Annotated in this window: 14 protein-coding genes and 1 pseudogene; 13 read left to right on the top strand and 2 right to left on the bottom strand. The window is 38.5% G+C overall.

The features are described from left to right. Positions 1-167 precede the first annotated feature (167 nt). The gene (locus V471_RS09275) at positions 168-557 is read right to left on the bottom strand and encodes a hypothetical protein (RefSeq protein WP_004182763.1); all 390 of its coding nucleotides are present in this window, start codon (positions 555-557) and stop codon (positions 168-170) included. Positions 558-708: 151 nt separating this feature from the next. On the opposite strand from V471_RS09275, the pseudogene V471_RS09270 reads away from it, so the two are divergent. Further along, positions 709-1550, top strand: a pseudogene (locus V471_RS09270) (HAD family hydrolase). 37 nt (positions 1551-1587) lie between these two features. Here V471_RS09270 and V471_RS09265 read toward each other — a convergent pair. Then, positions 1588-2214 carry a Pr6Pr family membrane protein gene (locus V471_RS09265; protein ID WP_084871432.1) on the bottom strand — a complete coding sequence of 209 codons (627 nt, stop codon included), beginning with the start codon at positions 2212-2214 and terminating at the stop codon, positions 1588-1590. 109 nt (positions 2215-2323) lie between these two features. Here V471_RS09265 and V471_RS09260 point away from each other — a divergent pair, with 109 nt between their 5' ends. The 12 genes from V471_RS09260 to V471_RS09205 all read left to right on the top strand — a co-directional run bounded on the left by V471_RS09260 (position 2324) and on the right by V471_RS09205 (position 16784). Further along, positions 2324-3481 carry an Mbeg1-like protein gene (locus V471_RS09260; RefSeq protein ID WP_045768901.1) on the top strand — a complete coding sequence of 386 codons (1158 nt, stop codon included), beginning with the start codon at positions 2324-2326 and terminating at the stop codon, positions 3479-3481. Between the two features lie 31 nt (positions 3482-3512). Beyond that, on the top strand, positions 3513-4277 hold the full coding sequence (locus V471_RS09255; RefSeq protein WP_045768900.1) for an SDR family NAD(P)-dependent oxidoreductase: 765 nt from the start codon (positions 3513-3515) through the stop codon (positions 4275-4277). Between the two features lie 236 nt (positions 4278-4513). After that, positions 4514-4867, top strand: coding sequence for a type II toxin-antitoxin system RelE/ParE family toxin (locus V471_RS09250; protein WP_045768899.1), 354 nt, complete (start codon positions 4514-4516; stop codon positions 4865-4867). Between the two features lies 1 nt (position 4868). Continuing rightward, the gene (locus V471_RS09245; protein ID WP_045768898.1) at positions 4869-5171 is read left to right on the top strand and encodes a helix-turn-helix domain-containing protein; all 303 of its coding nucleotides are present in this window, start codon (positions 4869-4871) and stop codon (positions 5169-5171) included. Positions 5172-5334: 163 nt separating this feature from the next. Continuing rightward, complete coding sequence (locus tag V471_RS09240; RefSeq protein WP_084871431.1) at positions 5335-8325, top strand: type I restriction endonuclease subunit R; 2991 nt, start codon at positions 5335-5337, stop codon at positions 8323-8325. Positions 8326-8358: 33 nt separating this feature from the next. Continuing rightward, complete coding sequence (locus V471_RS09235; RefSeq protein ID WP_084871430.1) at positions 8359-9354, top strand: SIR2 family protein; 996 nt, start codon at positions 8359-8361, stop codon at positions 9352-9354. 5 nt (positions 9355-9359) lie between these two features. Further along, positions 9360-11207 (top strand): ATP-binding protein, encoded by a 1848-nt coding sequence (locus V471_RS09230; protein ID WP_084871429.1) that lies wholly within the window; start codon positions 9360-9362, stop codon positions 11205-11207. A 168-nt stretch (positions 11208-11375) separates the two neighbouring features. Continuing rightward, the gene (locus V471_RS09225; protein ID WP_232326832.1) at positions 11376-12554 is read left to right on the top strand and encodes an RNA-binding domain-containing protein; all 1179 of its coding nucleotides are present in this window, start codon (positions 11376-11378) and stop codon (positions 12552-12554) included. Further along, positions 12538-13758: a restriction endonuclease subunit S gene (locus V471_RS09220; RefSeq protein ID WP_084871427.1), complete on the top strand. Its 1221-nt coding sequence runs from the start codon at positions 12538-12540 to the stop codon at positions 13756-13758. Before V471_RS09225 ends, V471_RS09220 begins: the two co-directional genes overlap by 17 nt. An 11-nt stretch (positions 13759-13769) precedes the next feature. Further along, entirely contained in the window at positions 13770-14357 is a 588-nt protein-coding gene (locus tag V471_RS09215) for a hypothetical protein (RefSeq protein WP_084871426.1), read from the top strand. Between the two features lie 27 nt (positions 14358-14384). Continuing rightward, positions 14385-15137 carry a hypothetical protein gene (locus V471_RS09210; RefSeq protein WP_084871425.1) on the top strand — a complete coding sequence of 251 codons (753 nt, stop codon included), beginning with the start codon at positions 14385-14387 and terminating at the stop codon, positions 15135-15137. Between the two features lie 42 nt (positions 15138-15179). Beyond that, positions 15180-16784 (top strand): type I restriction-modification system subunit M, encoded by a 1605-nt coding sequence (locus V471_RS09205; RefSeq protein WP_084871424.1) that lies wholly within the window; start codon positions 15180-15182, stop codon positions 16782-16784. Positions 16785-16838 lie beyond the last annotated feature (54 nt).

The following is a 16838-nucleotide window of genomic DNA, read 5'->3' as shown; positions in this document are numbered from 1 at the left end:
CGCAAAAATGCAAAATAGAGTGTTTATAAATTCTGTGAGAGATATTAAAGTGACTGATTTCCAAAAAGCCTTTGTAGTGCTGACTTAGGCACATTTTATGAATAAGGGTGTTTTGCGCTGGTCTTGAATTAAGTGAATTTTTCATTTATTAAAGCAAGAAATTTAGCCTAAAAGTCAGTTTCTTCCTTGAAACTAGCGCCACTAGTGGCATCAGACCAGGCGACAAGAGCTTGAGCAGAGTTATCAAGATAGGTCTTGAGAGGTTGCTTCAAATCATAAATAGTCTCCCAAAATCCTAGGACTTTTCCTTCGTTGTCGATAGCAGCTTGGTAGGTCTGGATGAGAACTTGATCAAAACTGTCAGTTGGAATCTGATAACTTCTTTCTTTGGTAGAGGATGCTAGAACTTCAGACATGACCCAATCAGGCAGATTTTCAGGCTCACGGGGGAAGAAACTACCGTCAGCGCCACCGTTGTCGTAGAGAAAGTTTCCTTGGGCATCATAGGCTGCTAATTTATAGGGCAGGTGATTCAGTAGTGTTTTTAAATCATTCATACCTTCATCATAGCTTCTTTCAGGAGAAATGGCAATGCTTTGGATTGGAAACAATACTATCATAGGATAGTATCAGTTTGTCCGAGGAAAGTATTATCTCTTGGAGCAGTATCAGGGTATAATAAAGTAAAAGAAGACTCGAGGTGAAAATATGTCAAAACTTATTTTTCTAGATGTTGATGGGACGTTGGTAGATTATCATAACCGCATTCCAGAGTCAGCAGTAAAGGCAATTCGTCAGGCGCGTGAAAAGGGGCATCTGGTCTATGTTTGTACTGGCCGTAGCAAGGCAGAAATGCAACCAGAATTATGGAAAATTGGCTTGGATGGGATGATTGGTGGTAATGGCTCTTATGTGGAGCATCATGGTCAAGTCCTCATGCATCAGCTGATTTCCAAGGAAGATGCAGCAAAGATTGTGGATTGGCTAACAGAGCGCCATCTGGCCTTTTATCTGGAGAGCAATAACGGCCTCTTTGCCAGTCCTGATTTTCGGGAGCGGGCGCGTGAGACACTTAAGACTTACGCTATTCAAAAGGGCAATCTGCAGAGTCTGTGGAGGGTAAGGAACCAGAAGATTTCATTCATGGCCTCAAGTATGGTGGGGAACTCTATCGTGACGACCTAAACAAGGTCAGTTTCGTTTTGGAGTCCTATCAGGATCACTTGGATTCAAAAGAAGCTTTTCCACAGCTTGAAGCCCATACTTGGGGAGGTCGAGGTGAAACAGCCCTGTTTGGTGATTTGGGTGTTAAGGATATTAACAAGGCTCATGCCATTGATGTTCTTTTGGAATATTTGGGGGCTAAGCGTTCGGATACCATTGCTTTTGGTGATGCCAAGATTGATATCCCTATGTTGGAATACTGTGAGGTTGGCGTTGCCATGGGAAATGGTGGTCCAGAAATCTTGGATATGGCAGACCTAGTTACAGATGATGTTGAAGCTGATGGCTTGTACAAAGCTTTTGATAAATTGGGCTTGTTGCAATAGAAAAAACTGAGTTACATAAGGTAGCTCAGTTTGTGTTTTATGCCGGTTTACGACCGATAAATTTTTTCAAGAGATATAAGAGATAGCCAACAGCGATATACTCAGCACTGATGACCAGGACGTTTACCAAGACCTTGTTCCAACCAAATTTATTGACATTGATAAAGAAGTAGGCGAAGGGGCTATCTTTGGCGCCTGGAATTGGGAGTTTTAGCACCAGCCCATTTAGCAGGGCAAAGGCAAAGTAAGACAGAGGGACCGCTGACCAGTAAATTGGCTCACGTAGATGGTAGGCTTTCTTAGCATCGAAAATAAGGGTATCAAGCACCAATCCCCAAGGCACAATATAGTGGACCAAGAAGTTACGGAGCGTCCAGAATTTCTCAGGTTCCGTAATAGGTGCCAAGAGGATGTGATAGATGACCCCAGTGATGAGGATGGCCATAGTTACACCACCCTTGTAACGCAAGAGTTTGGTGTTAGTCGTCGCATCCCCTTTTTTGAAGTCATAGATGATAAAGAAAATCAAACTAGAAAAGACAAGGATATTGGACAAAACAGTGTAATAGAGCAACATGCCCCAACCATCATCAAGGATTTGGATAGAGACTCCTACCAGTTCACAGAGAGCTAGTAAGATACGGTAAAATCGTGAAACAGTCATAAGCTTCCTTTTCCTAATAAATAATCTCTCTTATCATATCACATTTTTCACTAACAATTTATTGAAAATTCTAGTAAAATCAAAGTAAGAAAGACTTTAAGGAGTAATGATGTCCAATTTAATCGATTATCTTGAAAAGGTTAAGGATTTGCCTTTCGACAAAGAGCCTCTTAATATTTTGGATAAGGTTTGCATCAATGAGATTGGTTACCTGACTTATGAAAAATGGCTCACGGCAAGTGATTTGAAGGAAACCATCAATCTACATGACTATGCTGAAGGGAAGGACCTAAATCCCGATTATACCTTCATGGTGACTAAGGAACGTGTCGATTTGGCTGAAGCCATGGTCAGGTCTAGGCGTTTCACTGGACTTAATCTAAGTGACTACTGTAGTGTCTTGGACAAGGAAGTCGAAAAACAGTTTGCGGCTATGATTTTCAGCCTGCCTGAGTTGGACTACCAGCAGATTGTCTTTCGTGGGACAGATGATAGCGTCATTGGGTGGAAGGAGGATTTTCAGTTGACCTACAGTCGGGAAATTCCTGCGCATCGCTCAGCCATGGCCTTTCTGGAGAAGCACTTGTCAAACCTCAGTGGTCATATCGTTGTTTCTGGACACTCCAAGGGTGGCAATCTTGCCCTCTATTCGGCTGTTCAGAGTTCGACTGTCTTGCGTGAGCAAATAGCAGAGCTCTTGCTTCTTGATTCTCCGGGCTTGATGAAGTCCCTCTTAGAGAAGCCTTCTTACCAAGAGTTGAAACCCAAGATGACGGTTATCAGACCTCAAGAATCAGTTGTGGGAGTTATGCTCTACTGGGACAAAACCGCAAAGCTCGTAGCAGCAGATGGCATAGGCATCGCTCAACACAATGTCTTGCTTTGGCAGGTTGACTTGGAAACAAATGATTTTGTTTATGAGGACCAGCCGACGGACTTGAGTCAACGCTTAAAAGAGACCTTCCAAGAATGGATTGAGACCTTGCCAAATCAAGAACTCAAGCAGGTTTGTGACTTGTTCTTTGATACCATTCTTGATTCTGGAATTGAAAGTCTGGATGATATTGGGATAAAAACTCTCCCTAAGCTAGGCCAGATGTTGCAAGAATTTGGCAATCTCTCGGACCAACAAAAGAAAGTGCTGCAGGATGGTTTCAACCAGTTACTCTGGATATTTTGGAAGTCGGGAAATAGGAAATCTAACCTGCCCAAACTTGAACTTCCTGATTTTATCAAGAAGTTGAGTGAATTAACCAACAACGATTAGAGACAGCGGAACCATAGAAGTGGAGGATTTTATGTCTAAAAACGTACTTATTACAGGAGCAACATCAGGAATTGGCGAAGCAACAGCGCGTGCCTTTGCCAAAGAGGGAGAAAATCTCATCCTAACCGGTCGCCGTGTGGAGCGTTTAGAAGCTCTAAAAGAAGAGCTCCAAGCAACCTATCCAAATCAAAAAGTTTGGACCTTTGCCCTGGATGTCACAGATATGGCCATGGTCAAGGATGTTTGCCAAGCCATTCTCAAAAGCGTGGGGCAAGTCCATGTCTTGGTCAATAATGCAGGTCTGGCACTAGGTCTAACAGCTTATCAAGACTATGAGGAGTGGGACATGCTGACCATGCTCGACACCAATGTCAAGGGCTTGATGATGGTGACACGTCAGATCTTGCCAAGCATGGTTGCTGCCAATGAGGGCCATATCATCAATATGGGCTCTACGGCGGGCATCTATGCCTATGCAGGTGCTGCCGTGTATTCAGCAACCAAGGCTGCAGTAAAAACTTTCAGTGATGGCTTGCGTATCGATACCATTGCCACAGATATCAAGGTGACAACCATTCAGCCTGGTATCGTTGAGACCGACTTTTCTCAAGTTAGCTTTCACGGTGACAAGGACAAGGCGGCGAAAGTTTATCAAGGGTTAGAAGCCCTCCAAGCTCAAGATATTGCGGACGCAGTTCTCTATGTCACCAAGCAACCACGACGCGTCCAAATTTCAGACATGACCATCATGGCAAACCAACAAGCCACAGGGTTTACCATTCATAGGGAGGAATAAAAAGTCTCCGATAAACCTTTTCCAGATGGAAAGGGCTACAAAATTTGGTCGCTTACTCGTATTTTTGCCATGTCTAGATCATAAATAATATACATTCTGAGCCACTATAGGTGGCTTTTTATCATTTTTCCTAACCTTTTACGAATATAAATTTAAATAGTGATATTTTAAAATAATAACTTATAAGTATTTACATGTAAGTACTTATAAGTTATAATAAAGGAAGAGAGATTTGTATGTATCCTATTCATTTTTATAAAGATAGAAATGGACATGAACCTGTTAGAGAGTATATTGAAACATTATCTATGAATTCAAGTAAAGATTCTAGAATTAAATTGCATAAAATTCAAGACTACCTGACTATGTTAAAAAATAGAGGAACCATGATTGGTGAACCATTCATTAAACATTTGGAAGGAGAGATTTGGGAACTAAGACCCTTAAGAGATAGAATTTTATTTGCAGCATGGCTAGATGATGGTTTTATTTTGCTTCATTATTTTGTGAAAAAGACACAAAAGACTCCAAGACGTGAGCTGATGAAGGCTCAAAAAGCTTTAGATGATATTAGAAAGCGAGGATTGTAAGATGACCCTAGAAAAGAATCCAGCAATTGGAAGTAGTTGGGATGATTTACAGAAAACTATTTTCACTAAAGAGGAAATTGCGGCGAGTGAACTCCGTGTCGCACTGATGCTTGAGATTATTGATGCTCGTAAAAAACAAGGCATTTCCCAAAAGAAACTAGAAGAGCTAAGTGGTGTCAAACAACCTGTTATCGCACGTATGGAGAAAGGAAAAACGGCACCTCAGTTAGATACGGTTCTTAAAATACTGGCTAGTCTAGGAAAGACATTGGCAGTAGTCCCACTTGATTCACATGTGAAGTAAGTTTAGGGAAGATAATGTATCTTCATAACAATTATGATTTACTATTCTAAAACGATTAACACGGACTTACCGTGTTTTTTTGTTGGAATTTTCCCAAAACTATGAAAGAAACCGTGAAAATGCTATAATGTAAGGGATTACGACAATATTGAAAGGATTAGTCATGCCACCAGTTACTCCAGAACTTGAGATAGAACGTCAATTAATCGAGCAATTAATCTCTGGTGAGAGCCAGTGGACCTATCGCCCAGACTTAAAAAATGAAGATCAATTATGGGACAACTTTTTTGAGAAGTTAGCGCAAAATAACGTTGCCCTCCTTGCTGACCATCCCTTGACTGAGCAGGAGAAACGTCAAATCAAGAACCAGCTTAATTTCATTAACTATTATGAAGCTGCTAAGTGGTTGGCGGGTGAAAATGGTATTGCTAAAGTCGAGGTACAGCGTGAAGATGCTAGCCTTGGGACTATCCGACTTTCTGTCATCTGGCGTGATAATATTGCTGCTGGAAAATCGAGTTACGAAGTAGTCAATCAAGTAGAACGTGACAAGGCTTATCCACAAGATCAGGACCGCCGTTTAGATACGACACTGATGATTAATGGCCTTCCTCTTATCCATATCGAGCTCAAGAGTCCTCGTGTGGCCTTTTTGGATGCCTTTCATCAAATCAAAAAGTATGACCGTGAAGGAAAGTTACGTGGCATCTATTCTGCCCTTCAGATGTTTGTTGTGACTAATAAAGTAGACACACGCTACATTGCAGCTGCACGAGAGGATAAGCTCAATAAACAATTCTTGACATCTTGGGTGGATAAAGATAATAAACCCATGACCAGTCTCATGGACTTTGCCCATGAGGTCCTATCTATTCCACGTGCCCATCAGATGGTGATGCAGTATTCCGTCATTGATGATAGTAAAAAAGCCCTCATCCTCTTACGTCCCTATCAAATCCATGCCATCGAGTCTGTTCAAGATGCCTCTCGCCGACAGGAATCAGGCTATATCTGGCATACCACAGGTTCTGGTAAGACCCTAACCTCCTACAAGGTGGCTCGCAACCTCTTGCAGATTCCAGCTATTCAGAAGACAATTTTCGTCGTGGACCGTAGGGACCTTGACCAGCAGACGACGTCGTCCTTTCTTTCTTACGCCGCTAATGATGTCATTGATATTGACGAAACGGACAATACCCATGACTTGGTCAAGTGTTTGGCAGGAAATGATAAGCGTGTGATTGTGACGACTATCCAGAAAATCACAACCATGATGCGCAAGTTCCAAGAAGGTAAATACCAAAAGGATTCGGAGAAAATCAAGGACCTTCGTGTGGCTTTCGTTGTGGATGAATGTCACCGTGCGGTCACACCACAGACGCAAAAAGACATCAAAGGCTTTTTCCACAATTCGCTCTGGTATGGCTTTACAGGCACACCGATTTTTAAGGAAAATAAACGCAAGCAATTAGGTGATTTGGCACAAACCACCCACCAACAATATGGCGAACGCCTCCATGAGTATACGGTCAAAGAAGCCATCCATGACGGGGCAGTTCTGGGATTTAAGGTGGACTATCGTAATACCATTATTTCGCCGATTCCTGAAGAAGACCTTCCTGACTCTGTCTATGAAGATAAAGAGCACATTCTAGAAGTCTTGGATGCTATCCTAAACAAAAGTTATCAACAGTTGGGCTTCCCAAATGGTGAGGGCAAGACCTACGAGGCCATCTTAACCGTTAAGTCCATTCCACAGGCTCAGGCCTATTACAATCTGCTCAAGAGTATCAAGGCAGGACAGGAACGTGTCAAGGTGTCAGAGCGGGTTAAGCGCGTGCTACTTGACTTTCCAAAGGTGACAGTCACTTACTCAGTGTCGGAAAATGAAGAAGAATCTATCGGCTACCAAGAGCACATGAAACAGGTCATGGACGATTACAATCAAGAGTATGGGACCCATTTTAATATGGCTGATTTACGTGGTTTTAACACGGATATCAATAATCGTTTAGCAAGAAAGTTAGACAAATTCATTCCTCGTAAAGAGCAGTTGGATTTGGTCATCGTCGTTGACCGTCTTTTGACCGGTTTTGATGCCCCATGTCTATCCACTCTCTTTATCGACCGTAAGCCCATGCGTCCACAGGATTTGATTCAAGCCTTTAGTCGCACTAACCGCATCTTTGACAGTAAAAAGCGTTATGGTCATATCATCACTTTCCAAAGACCAGAGGCCTTTAAAGAGGCTGTGGATAACGCCCTTAGACTCTACTCAAACGGTGGTGAAAATGACGTCACTGCCCCAGACTGGGCAGAAGAAAAAGCTAACTTTATCCAAGCCTGGATCGACTTCCAAGTAAAAGTGGAAGATGTGGAAAACTATGTCATCACGATTGAGCAGGCCACTAGCCCACAACTCCGTCGCATTGCCAAGGCATACCAGACCTTCGACAAGTATCTGGCATCTATCCGTGTCTATAGCGAATACGATGAAGCGGCTATCTATACGGAGACAGGACTATCAGATGAAAAGCTCGAAACCTATCTAGGAATCTATCAAAATATCCTAGCAGAGCTCAAAAGCCGAGCCGAAGACGATGGTGATGATAATCTCTTTGATATCCACTACGAACTGGAATCCGTCCAAGTCGACGAGATTAACTATGCTTACATCCTGACCTTGATTCAAAGTATGATTCAGCAGGAAGAGGATAGTCCACAGGCTCTCAGTGATAAAGATATCGAAACTGTTGATAACTATATCCAGAGTCTGGAGAGGACTAATCCTAAATTAGCCGAAATCATCCGAAACTTGTGGAAAGAAGTCCAAGCCAATCCTAAAGATTACCAAGGACAATCGATTACTGGCGTCTTGGACACTATGATTGAAGCCATCATCGACGACCATCTCAAACGCTTTGCCAGAGAATGGTATGTCGGATTCGATGAACTTCGTTACTACGTCCAACACTATCGTAAAGGTGCTAAGAAGCAATCTGGAGAAAGCCAGCTCACCAAGAGCCAACGCTACAAAGACTACAAAGCAGAAACAGCTGATGCCCTCAACCCGCTCAGCTACAAAAAACACATCAAAGAAGCCTACACCAAACTCATCGAAGAGGTCATTGAACTCTTGAGAGTGGGGAGGTAGAGGGTAGTATTTGATTTTACTTGAGGAAAATATATGGTTGAAAAATTTGATATAAAACAGTTGCGTTATTTTGCAATGACTAAGAGACTTAATTTTTTAATTGGATCAGGGACTTCAGTTCCTGCAATACCTTTAATGTCTTTTTTCAAAGGTGAAGATATTTCAGATGAGAAAGCTAATAATTCACTATCCGATAAAGTTAAAGATGTTTCTAAGAAAGTTCTTGAAGATATTAGCAAGGCTAGTGAAGAAGAAATTATTAAAGCAGTTTTAAAAAGATATTCTGAATTTATTAAAGTTATACTTCAACTACTTTACCATGCAAATTCTAGACAAGTGACAAAAAATATTAATATATTTACTACTAACTACGATCTCTTCATTGAGAAGTCATTGGATGAATTGATGAAATATGAATCATTTGTTTTCAATGATGGAAGTAATGGATATTTTAATAGGATTTTAGATAGTGCTAATTATAATAAGTCTGTCGCATATAGAGGATTAAATGATAACTACCTTAATGAACTTCCTACATTATCTTTGATTAAACCACATGGTTCGATGAACTGGGAAAGAGATCAAGAGGGCAATATTTTAATAAGACAAAGTGTAGTTGAAAATCCAGTGGTAGTTAAACCAACTGGCATAGAAGGTCAAGAAACATTTCTAAATAACCATTTTCATGACATGCTAAGAGTATTTCAACTTGAGCTAGATAAACCACAATCTATTCTTATTGTTATTGGATTCTCGTTTCAAGATAAACATATTGCTAAAATGCTGAACAGATCTTTGAAAAATCCTGAACTAAATGTCTTTATATTTTGTTATTTTGAATCTGATAAACAAACAATATTAACAAATTTGGGCCTCAGTGATTGTCCAAGAAATCTAAATGTCATTACACCTAATGAATTAGAGGAAAAGTATAAATCAAAGCAAAAAAGCGAAGATGGAAGTGAATGGTTTAGTTTCGATCTTAGCAATCTAACTGAGTTACTTAGAGATGTGTCTTTTGAGGAATAATTAGTATGAAGTCAAATATCAAAAAACTGGGTGTCATTGTTGGTGTTGATGGTGATATTTCTCAAGTTGGAATGTATCATTTATCTAATGATGCAGAATATTTATGGTATGGTGATGTGTTACAAGGAGCAAAAATCGGAGCATATCTAACAATTTTACAGAATAATGTAAAAATTATCGCTTCTGTTGTTACTGAAAAAGTTGCTGATCAACAAAATACAATTCGAAGTACAGAATTTGATAATCGTTTTTCAAAAAATTCGATAAATCGAATCGTTCATTTAAAAACTAAAGGCGTAATTGAAAATGGTGAATTCAAAGTCACAAGTCAGTATGTGCCAATGATTGGTAATGAGGTATGTATTACTTCGAAAAAGGATTTAGAATTAATATATGGGATTAATGATGCAGAGCCCACAATTTCTATTGGCAAGTCAATCTTGGAAGGTCAAGTTGTTCCTTTATCTATTAATAAAATTTTTGCTTCTCATATCGGTGTTTTTGGAAATACTGGTAGCGGTAAATCTAATACTTTGCACAAGTTATTTCTAGAACTATTCCGGTCAGAGTATCAAGAGAAAATTTTAGAGCATTCAAAATTCTATGTTATTGATTTTAATGGTGAATATACTAAAATTGATAGTTTTGGTATAACCGGTAACCATAAAAAAGTATTTAATGTTAAAACAAGGAGTAAAACATCAAAAAAAATCCCAATTACTGAAGAATACCTTTTTGATCCAGACATCCTTTCAATTTTATTTGGCGCTACTTCAGCAACTCAAGTTCCATTTCTGAGGAAAGCAATGAAAGAGTGGAGCGAAAAAGAACATACGGGAGAAGTTATTGCAAAATTTGTGGTTGGAACGTTGAAAAAAATTCTTACAACTGGAGACGCAGCATTGTCCGATTCAAGAGATAATTGGATCAAAGTAGCAAAGTCATACATAGCAAGAGATAATTGGATGATATTTAATCAAGTTTCTTCATTATCGTACTATGCAACATCAAAAGCTTATTTTACTCAGGGAGAAGAACACATTTATTTAAATGATAAGTCTGATTTAACTGTACAGGAAGAAAAAAAGTTACAAATAAATAAAATTAGGCAAAATCTTGCAGAGAGTTTTGATTCTTTGGACTTGATAGACAGACTAAAGTTCTTTTTAGAATTTCAAAAAGTTCACTATAGTACTTGGAAATCAACAAACATAGAACATATTAATCCTTTGTTTCATAGAATTGATACAGCTTTAAATAGTTTGAAGAAAGTTGTTGAAGTCAAAGACAGTATTGAAGGTGATTTTTCTAGTTTGAATATTATCAACCTAGTCCATGCTAATCAGGAGATTACTAGATTAATTCCTATGCTTATCTCTAAGATGATCTATGATCAACAGAAAGCGAGAATAGCAGGAAACGATGTTACATGTACCAGTCATTTGATTATTGATGAAGCACATAATATTTTAAATGCTCAAAACCATTCTGTAGGAGATACTTGGCAGGACTATAGATTGAATATTTTTGAGGAAATCATTAAAGAAGGGCGAAAATTTGGTTTCTACTTAACTTTATCTAGTCAACGACCTGCAGATATTTCACCTACTATTCTTTCACAGGTTCATAATTATTTCATCCATAGATTGGTTAATGATAATGATTTACGAATGCTGGTAAATACTATGCCTACCTTGGATAAAACATCCTTTAATAAAATTCCAAGTTTAGGTAAAGGAGAGGTTATAATTACTGGTAATGCTATCCAAGTACCAGTATTTGTAAAGGTAGAGAAAGAAAAAATAATTAGACCGAATAGTGATGACGTTATTTTGACTCAATTGTGGAGCTGAACTATGAAAAAAGAAGTAATATTCAGACAATTGATATGAAGTGGATTTTTTGAAATTTCTTGTTTCTCTATGTATCGGAAACGTTAAATTAGGATTTTCAAAAGAGAAATTTAAGTTTATAGGGAGAAATGATAATTGTTGACGAATGATCAATTAGATGAAATCATAATGGAATTACTTCACCTAGGAGTGGAGGGGGAATATTGGGATTTTAAAGAAAAACCATATTTTTTCGAAGGTCAAAGTGATAAGGATAAGAATAAAAAGAAAGGTGACCTTCTCCATGATATAATTTGCATGGCAAATAATTTAAGTAACCGTGATGCATTTATTATCATGGGTATTCAAGATAAACCTGTTAAAATAACAGGAGCTAAGCAATTTTCGAATAAGTGGACACAAGAAAGTTATCAAGATTTTTTACAAAATTTAACTTGGGCTGGAGATATGATTCCGATAGTTGAATTCCGAACGATTCATAATGGAGAGTTAGATGTTTTAATTATAAAAAAATCAAATAGGGTTCCATTTTACATAACTAAAAAATGTAATAAGGTTCGAGAAAATCAAATTTATGTTCGAAAAGGTTCTAAGAACACTGCTATTGATAGTCAGGCAGAAATAGGTGATATTGAAAAACTATTCGAATTTAGATTTGGGTTAACACCTTATCCTAAAGAACGTGTGATTAATTATATAAGTGATCATGGTCATTGGATTGAGATGAAGGAAGATTATGAGACTCGTTCTTGGTACTATGAGAAATTTCCTGAATATACTATTGAATTATCTAGGGATCCTGATAATGAAACATTAGCAAGTCCTGACTATGCTTATGTTCAGATGAATTGTAAAAGTTCATGGCAAATTTTAAGAGTAAAATATCATCAAACTACCTTAATGGAATATACTGCTCACTATGTTGATGAGACAAGAGGTGTCGTGGTTGCTCCTAGATTTAGCTCCATAAAAATACGAGAAGATGAAACTTTAGTTTCTACAAAACAGTATTGTTATTATTTTCAAGAATGTACTGAAATCAAGTTGATGTTTCTGTTACAAGATTTGCTAAGACAAGGAACTTTAGTCTTAGAAAATCATTTGGCTTTAATACCTATATATAAAAACGATGAGGAGAAGTCAAAAGTTGAAAATATAATAAATAAAAATAAAGAAGATTTTAATTTTAAAATGGAACATGAAATACTAAAAAGTATTATTAGTCATGGAAGTGAATTATCAGAAGAGTCTGAAATGATTGTTAGACATGATCTAGCAGTAACCAAGGTTGTAAAAAATATCTTAAATGAATACAGGGCAAAGAAGGTATATGAAAAAACAAAGTAATACCCCGCAAATTAGATTTCACAATTATAAAGAATTATGGGAATGCGATAGATTAAAAAATATCTTCAGGACTATTAGAAATGCTTTTGTAGGGACAGCAACTCCTTATTATGTTGAAAAGGGTCATTTTTATCTAGAATCGAATAACGTTAAAAATGGTAAAATTAATTACAATTCTCAAATTTTTATTAATGATGAATTCTATGAAAAACAAAGAGATAAGTGGTTGAAAACGAATGACATCGTAATGGTACAATCTGGACATGTTGGTCACACAGCTGTTATTCCAAAAGAATTAAATAATACAGCAGCCCACGCATTGATAGTTTTTACTGATTACAAAAAAGAAGTAAATCCGCATTTTTTAAATTATCAATTTCAATCTAGTAGTAAGAGAAAAGAACTTGATTTAATTTCTACTGGTAATACTATCAAGCATATTTTAGCTTCAGAGATGAAAAGCTTTAAGATGGATTTTCCTACAGTTGAAGAACAATCCGCCATCGGCTCTCTATTTCGTACTCTCGATGAACTTCTATCTAGCTACAAGGACAATCTTGCTAACTACCAATCTCTCAAGGCGACCATGCTCTCTAAGATGTTTCCAAAAGCTGGACAGACTGTTCCTGAGATTCGGTTGGATGGATTTGAAGGTGAATGGAAAATAAAACGTGCAGATGAGATTTTTAAGTCAGTATCTGAGAAAAATAGAGCATTATTACCTGTGCTATCTGCATCTCAAATTGATGGTATGGTTTTGAGAGATGAAATAGGTATTGATATTAAGTATGATGAAGCTACTCTCAATAATTATAAGGTTGTCAAACCAGGTCAGTTTGTAATTCATTTACGTTCTTTTCAAGGAGGTTTTGCTTTATCTAAATTAGAAGGAATAACTTCACCTGCATATACAATTATAGATTTTATTGATAAAAAAAATCACTTATCTGGTTTTTGGAACTCGATTTTAACTTCGAAAGAGTTTATAAAACGGTTAGAGACAGTTACCTATGGAATTCGAGATGGGAAAAGTATCAGTTTTAAAGACTTTTCTAGCTTGAAATTTATATTTCCAAATCTTGAAGAACAACAAGCCATCGGCAAATACTTCACCAATCTCGATAACCTCATTACTTCCTATCAAGAAAAAATTTCGCAGCTAGAAACACTCAAAAAGAAACTCTTACAAGATATGTTTATTTAGAAGGGATAAAAATGACAAGTTTATTTGAAAATTTTCAAGTAACTTTGGTGATGTACTCGGCTCTTTTCTCATTAGTTGGTTCATTTATTGGCTTCTTACTTCAAACAGCTGTTCAATACTACATATCTAGTAGGGGAAGTGTCAATGTTTATGTTAAATCTGTATTTAATAAGGTAACACAGAAACCTTGGGGATTTCATCATTCAGGAATTGGATTGACATTTGATGTTCCACTATGGGTTGAAATTCATAATACAAAATCAAAAAGACAAATTATTAGAAATATGAATTTGGTTCTTTATAGTAAGGGAGCTCCTGTTACAAAAATGATTCAGTATAGTGGATTTGAACAAAATGAAAAAAGTTATCAATATGGAGAAAATGGTGCTTATTCGTTTTTATTAGATTCTTATGAGTTAAAAAGATATGATTTAGATTTTGGAATATCTTACGATGCGGTTGGTTGTGAATTTGATGAAGTTTGGATTTCTTATTATGATTTTAAAGATAGGTATCATAAAAGTAAGCTATTTGACGTTAAGGATCCATGGACTATCACGAAGAATGAAATTGATGATGATTGGAGAAAGATTAGTTAAATTACTATTACGACCTAGGAGACAGACATGGTATCAGTAACACAACGTATCAAACAGATTAAACAGCCTCGTGGTGGTTATCTGCCTGTTAAGACTTTTACAGTGACGACGCTTGATGATGGTCAGGTTCTTAATCCTGAGGAGTCTATTGCGGCTAGTTTGGTTGGGACTGCTGTGGACTATCTCAGTCGTTTCATGGATGGTACATCCGTTGAGGAGTCTTTTGAGGTTTCCTTGCTTGGGGCTAGAGCCATGAGGATGGAGGCCAAGGCTTTTGGTCTTCTGGATGATGTTAAGGGGCTGGACGATTTGTCGATTACTAAGGCTTGTCAGTTGGCAGGCTTTGATAGTGCCTTTCGTGCTGGTCCTCTGGCTTATCGTCCAGTGGAGAAGATTGTTCCAGATCAGGCGACTATTGCTAATATTCGTATCATGGTTGAGCGTAGTTTGAGCTTTTTCAAGGCCTTTGGTCCTGTGACTGCGGATGGTTTTACTATGGAAGGGGCTTATACAGCTACCGTAACGACTGGTGATGGGGATTTCCTGACCAAAGATACGCTTTGGGACTTTAAAGTCGCCACCAGCAAGCCTAATAAGGACCATACCTTGCAGCTACTGATTTACTATCTTATGGGTAGGCGTTCGATTCATCCAGAGTTTCAAACCATTGAAAATCTAGGTATTTTCAACCCACGTCAAAACACCATTTACCAACTGCCTATTTCTGAGATTTCAGATGAGGTCATCAAGGAAGTGGAAACAGTCGTGATTGGCTATTAGAACGAATAGGATAACATTCAAAAATACAAAGAAAGAAAAATTATGTCAGAAACAACACAAACCTCTCAGTCGCTTTATCAAGCCCTGTGGAACTCAGCAGATGTGCTCCGCTCTAAGATGGATGCTAACGACTACAAGTCTTATCTCTTGGGCATGGTCTTTTACAAGTATTTGTCGGACAAGATGCTCTTTTTCGTGGCAGAGACCATGGAGGAGGAGACAGAAAGCTTGGAAGAGGCACTGGCAGTCTATCGTAAATACTATGAGGATGAGGAGACTTACGAGGACCTCTTGGCAGTTATTACTGATGAGATGAGTTATGCCATTCATCCTGACTTGACTTTTACGGCCTTGGTTGAGCGAGTGAATGATGGAAGCTTCCAGCTAGAGGACTTGGCTCAAGGATTCCGTGATATTGAGCAGAGTGACGAGCTTTATGAAAACCTTTTTGAAGACATCGACCTCTATTCTAAGAAACTTGGGGCGACTCCTCAAAAGCAGAACCAGACGGTTGCGGCTGTGATGAAAGAGTTGGCTGTCTTAGATGTGGCAGGTCATGCTGGTGACATGCTTGGTGATGCTTACGAGTACTTGATTGGTCAGTTTGCGACGGATTCGGGTAAAAAAGCTGGTGAGTTCTATACACCGCAACCTGTTGCCAAACTCATGACCCAGATTGCCTTTTTAGGACGTGAGGATAAGCAAGGCTTTACCCTTTACGATGCGACTATGGGGTCAGGATCGCTCTTGCTTAATGCCAAACGTTATTCACGTCAACCACAGACAGTGGTTTACTTTGGTCAAGAGTTGAATACCTCAACATATAATCTGGCACGTATGAACATGATTCTACATGGTGTGCCGATTGAAAATCAGTTTTTACATAACGCTGATACCTTGGATGAGGATTGGCCAACTCAAGAGCCAACTAACTTTGACGGTGTTCTCATGAACCCACCTTATTCAGCCAAGTGGTCTGCTAGCTCAGGATTCATGGATGACCCTCGATTCTCACCATTTGGGAAACTAGCTCCTAAGTCTAAGGCTGATTTTGCCTTCCTCTTGCATGGTTACTATCACTTGAAACAAGACAATGGTGTTATGGCCATCGTTCTACCTCATGGGGTGCTCTTCCGTGGTAATGCCGAAGGGACTATTCGTAAGGCTTTATTGGAAGAAGGTGCTATTGATACGGTTATTGGTCTACCTGCTAATATCTTTTTTAACACTAGTATTCCGACGACGGTTATCATTCTCAAAAAGAATCGCACCAATCGTGATGTTTACTTTATCGATGCCTCTAAGGAGTTTGATAAGGGGAAGAACCAGAATATCATGACAGATGCCCATATTGAGAAGATTCTCAATGCCTATAAGAGCCGTGAGGATATGGACAAGTTCGCCCATCTGGCTAGTTTTGAAGAGATTGTGGAAAATGACTACAACCTTAATATTCCTCGCTATGTGGATACCTTTGAGGAAGAAGAAGTGGAGCCCTTGACAGAGATTGTGGCTAAGATCAACCAAACCAATGCGACGATTGAGAGTCAGACAGCGTCCCTTCTTGACATGCTTGGCCAGCTTCATGGAACAACACCAGAAGCAGACGAAGAACTCAAGGCTTTTGTGGAAGCATTTAAGGGGTAATTGCCATCTTTCATTTACTTTTTCCGAATAGATAGAAGTAGAGGGGCCAACCCT

Origin of the sequence: Streptococcus salivarius (genome assembly GCF_002094975.1) — a bacterium.
Lineage (GTDB): Bacteria > Bacillota > Bacilli > Lactobacillales > Streptococcaceae > Streptococcus > Streptococcus salivarius_D.
The sequence above is the reverse complement of the archived record's forward strand: the minus strand, read 5'-3'. Positions and strand labels throughout refer to the sequence as shown.

What these genes read in the sequence shown, in the direction of transcription:
- V471_RS09275 (WP_004182763.1), bottom strand. Translation starts at nt 557, where the DNA reads ATGAATGATTTAAAAACACTACTGAATCACCTGCCCTATAAATTAGCA.
- V471_RS09265 (WP_084871432.1), bottom strand. Translation starts at nt 2,214, where the DNA reads ATGACTGTTTCACGATTTTACCGTATCTTACTAGCTCTCTGTGAACTG.
- V471_RS09260 (WP_045768901.1), top strand. Translation starts at nt 2,324, where the DNA reads ATGTCCAATTTAATCGATTATCTTGAAAAGGTTAAGGATTTGCCTTTC.
- V471_RS09255 (WP_045768900.1), top strand. Translation starts at nt 3,513, where the DNA reads ATGTCTAAAAACGTACTTATTACAGGAGCAACATCAGGAATTGGCGAA.
- V471_RS09250 (WP_045768899.1), top strand. Translation starts at nt 4,514, where the DNA reads ATGTATCCTATTCATTTTTATAAAGATAGAAATGGACATGAACCTGTT.
- V471_RS09245 (WP_045768898.1), top strand. Translation starts at nt 4,869, where the DNA reads ATGACCCTAGAAAAGAATCCAGCAATTGGAAGTAGTTGGGATGATTTA.
- V471_RS09240 (WP_084871431.1), top strand. Translation starts at nt 5,335, where the DNA reads ATGCCACCAGTTACTCCAGAACTTGAGATAGAACGTCAATTAATCGAG.
- V471_RS09235 (WP_084871430.1), top strand. Translation starts at nt 8,359, where the DNA reads ATGGTTGAAAAATTTGATATAAAACAGTTGCGTTATTTTGCAATGACT.
- V471_RS09230 (WP_084871429.1), top strand. Translation starts at nt 9,360, where the DNA reads ATGAAGTCAAATATCAAAAAACTGGGTGTCATTGTTGGTGTTGATGGT.
- V471_RS09225 (WP_232326832.1), top strand. Translation starts at nt 11,376, where the DNA reads ATGGAATTACTTCACCTAGGAGTGGAGGGGGAATATTGGGATTTTAAA.
- V471_RS09220 (WP_084871427.1), top strand. Translation starts at nt 12,538, where the DNA reads ATGAAAAAACAAAGTAATACCCCGCAAATTAGATTTCACAATTATAAA.
- V471_RS09215 (WP_084871426.1), top strand. Translation starts at nt 13,770, where the DNA reads ATGACAAGTTTATTTGAAAATTTTCAAGTAACTTTGGTGATGTACTCG.
- V471_RS09210 (WP_084871425.1), top strand. Translation starts at nt 14,385, where the DNA reads ATGGTATCAGTAACACAACGTATCAAACAGATTAAACAGCCTCGTGGT.
- V471_RS09205 (WP_084871424.1), top strand. Translation starts at nt 15,180, where the DNA reads ATGTCAGAAACAACACAAACCTCTCAGTCGCTTTATCAAGCCCTGTGG.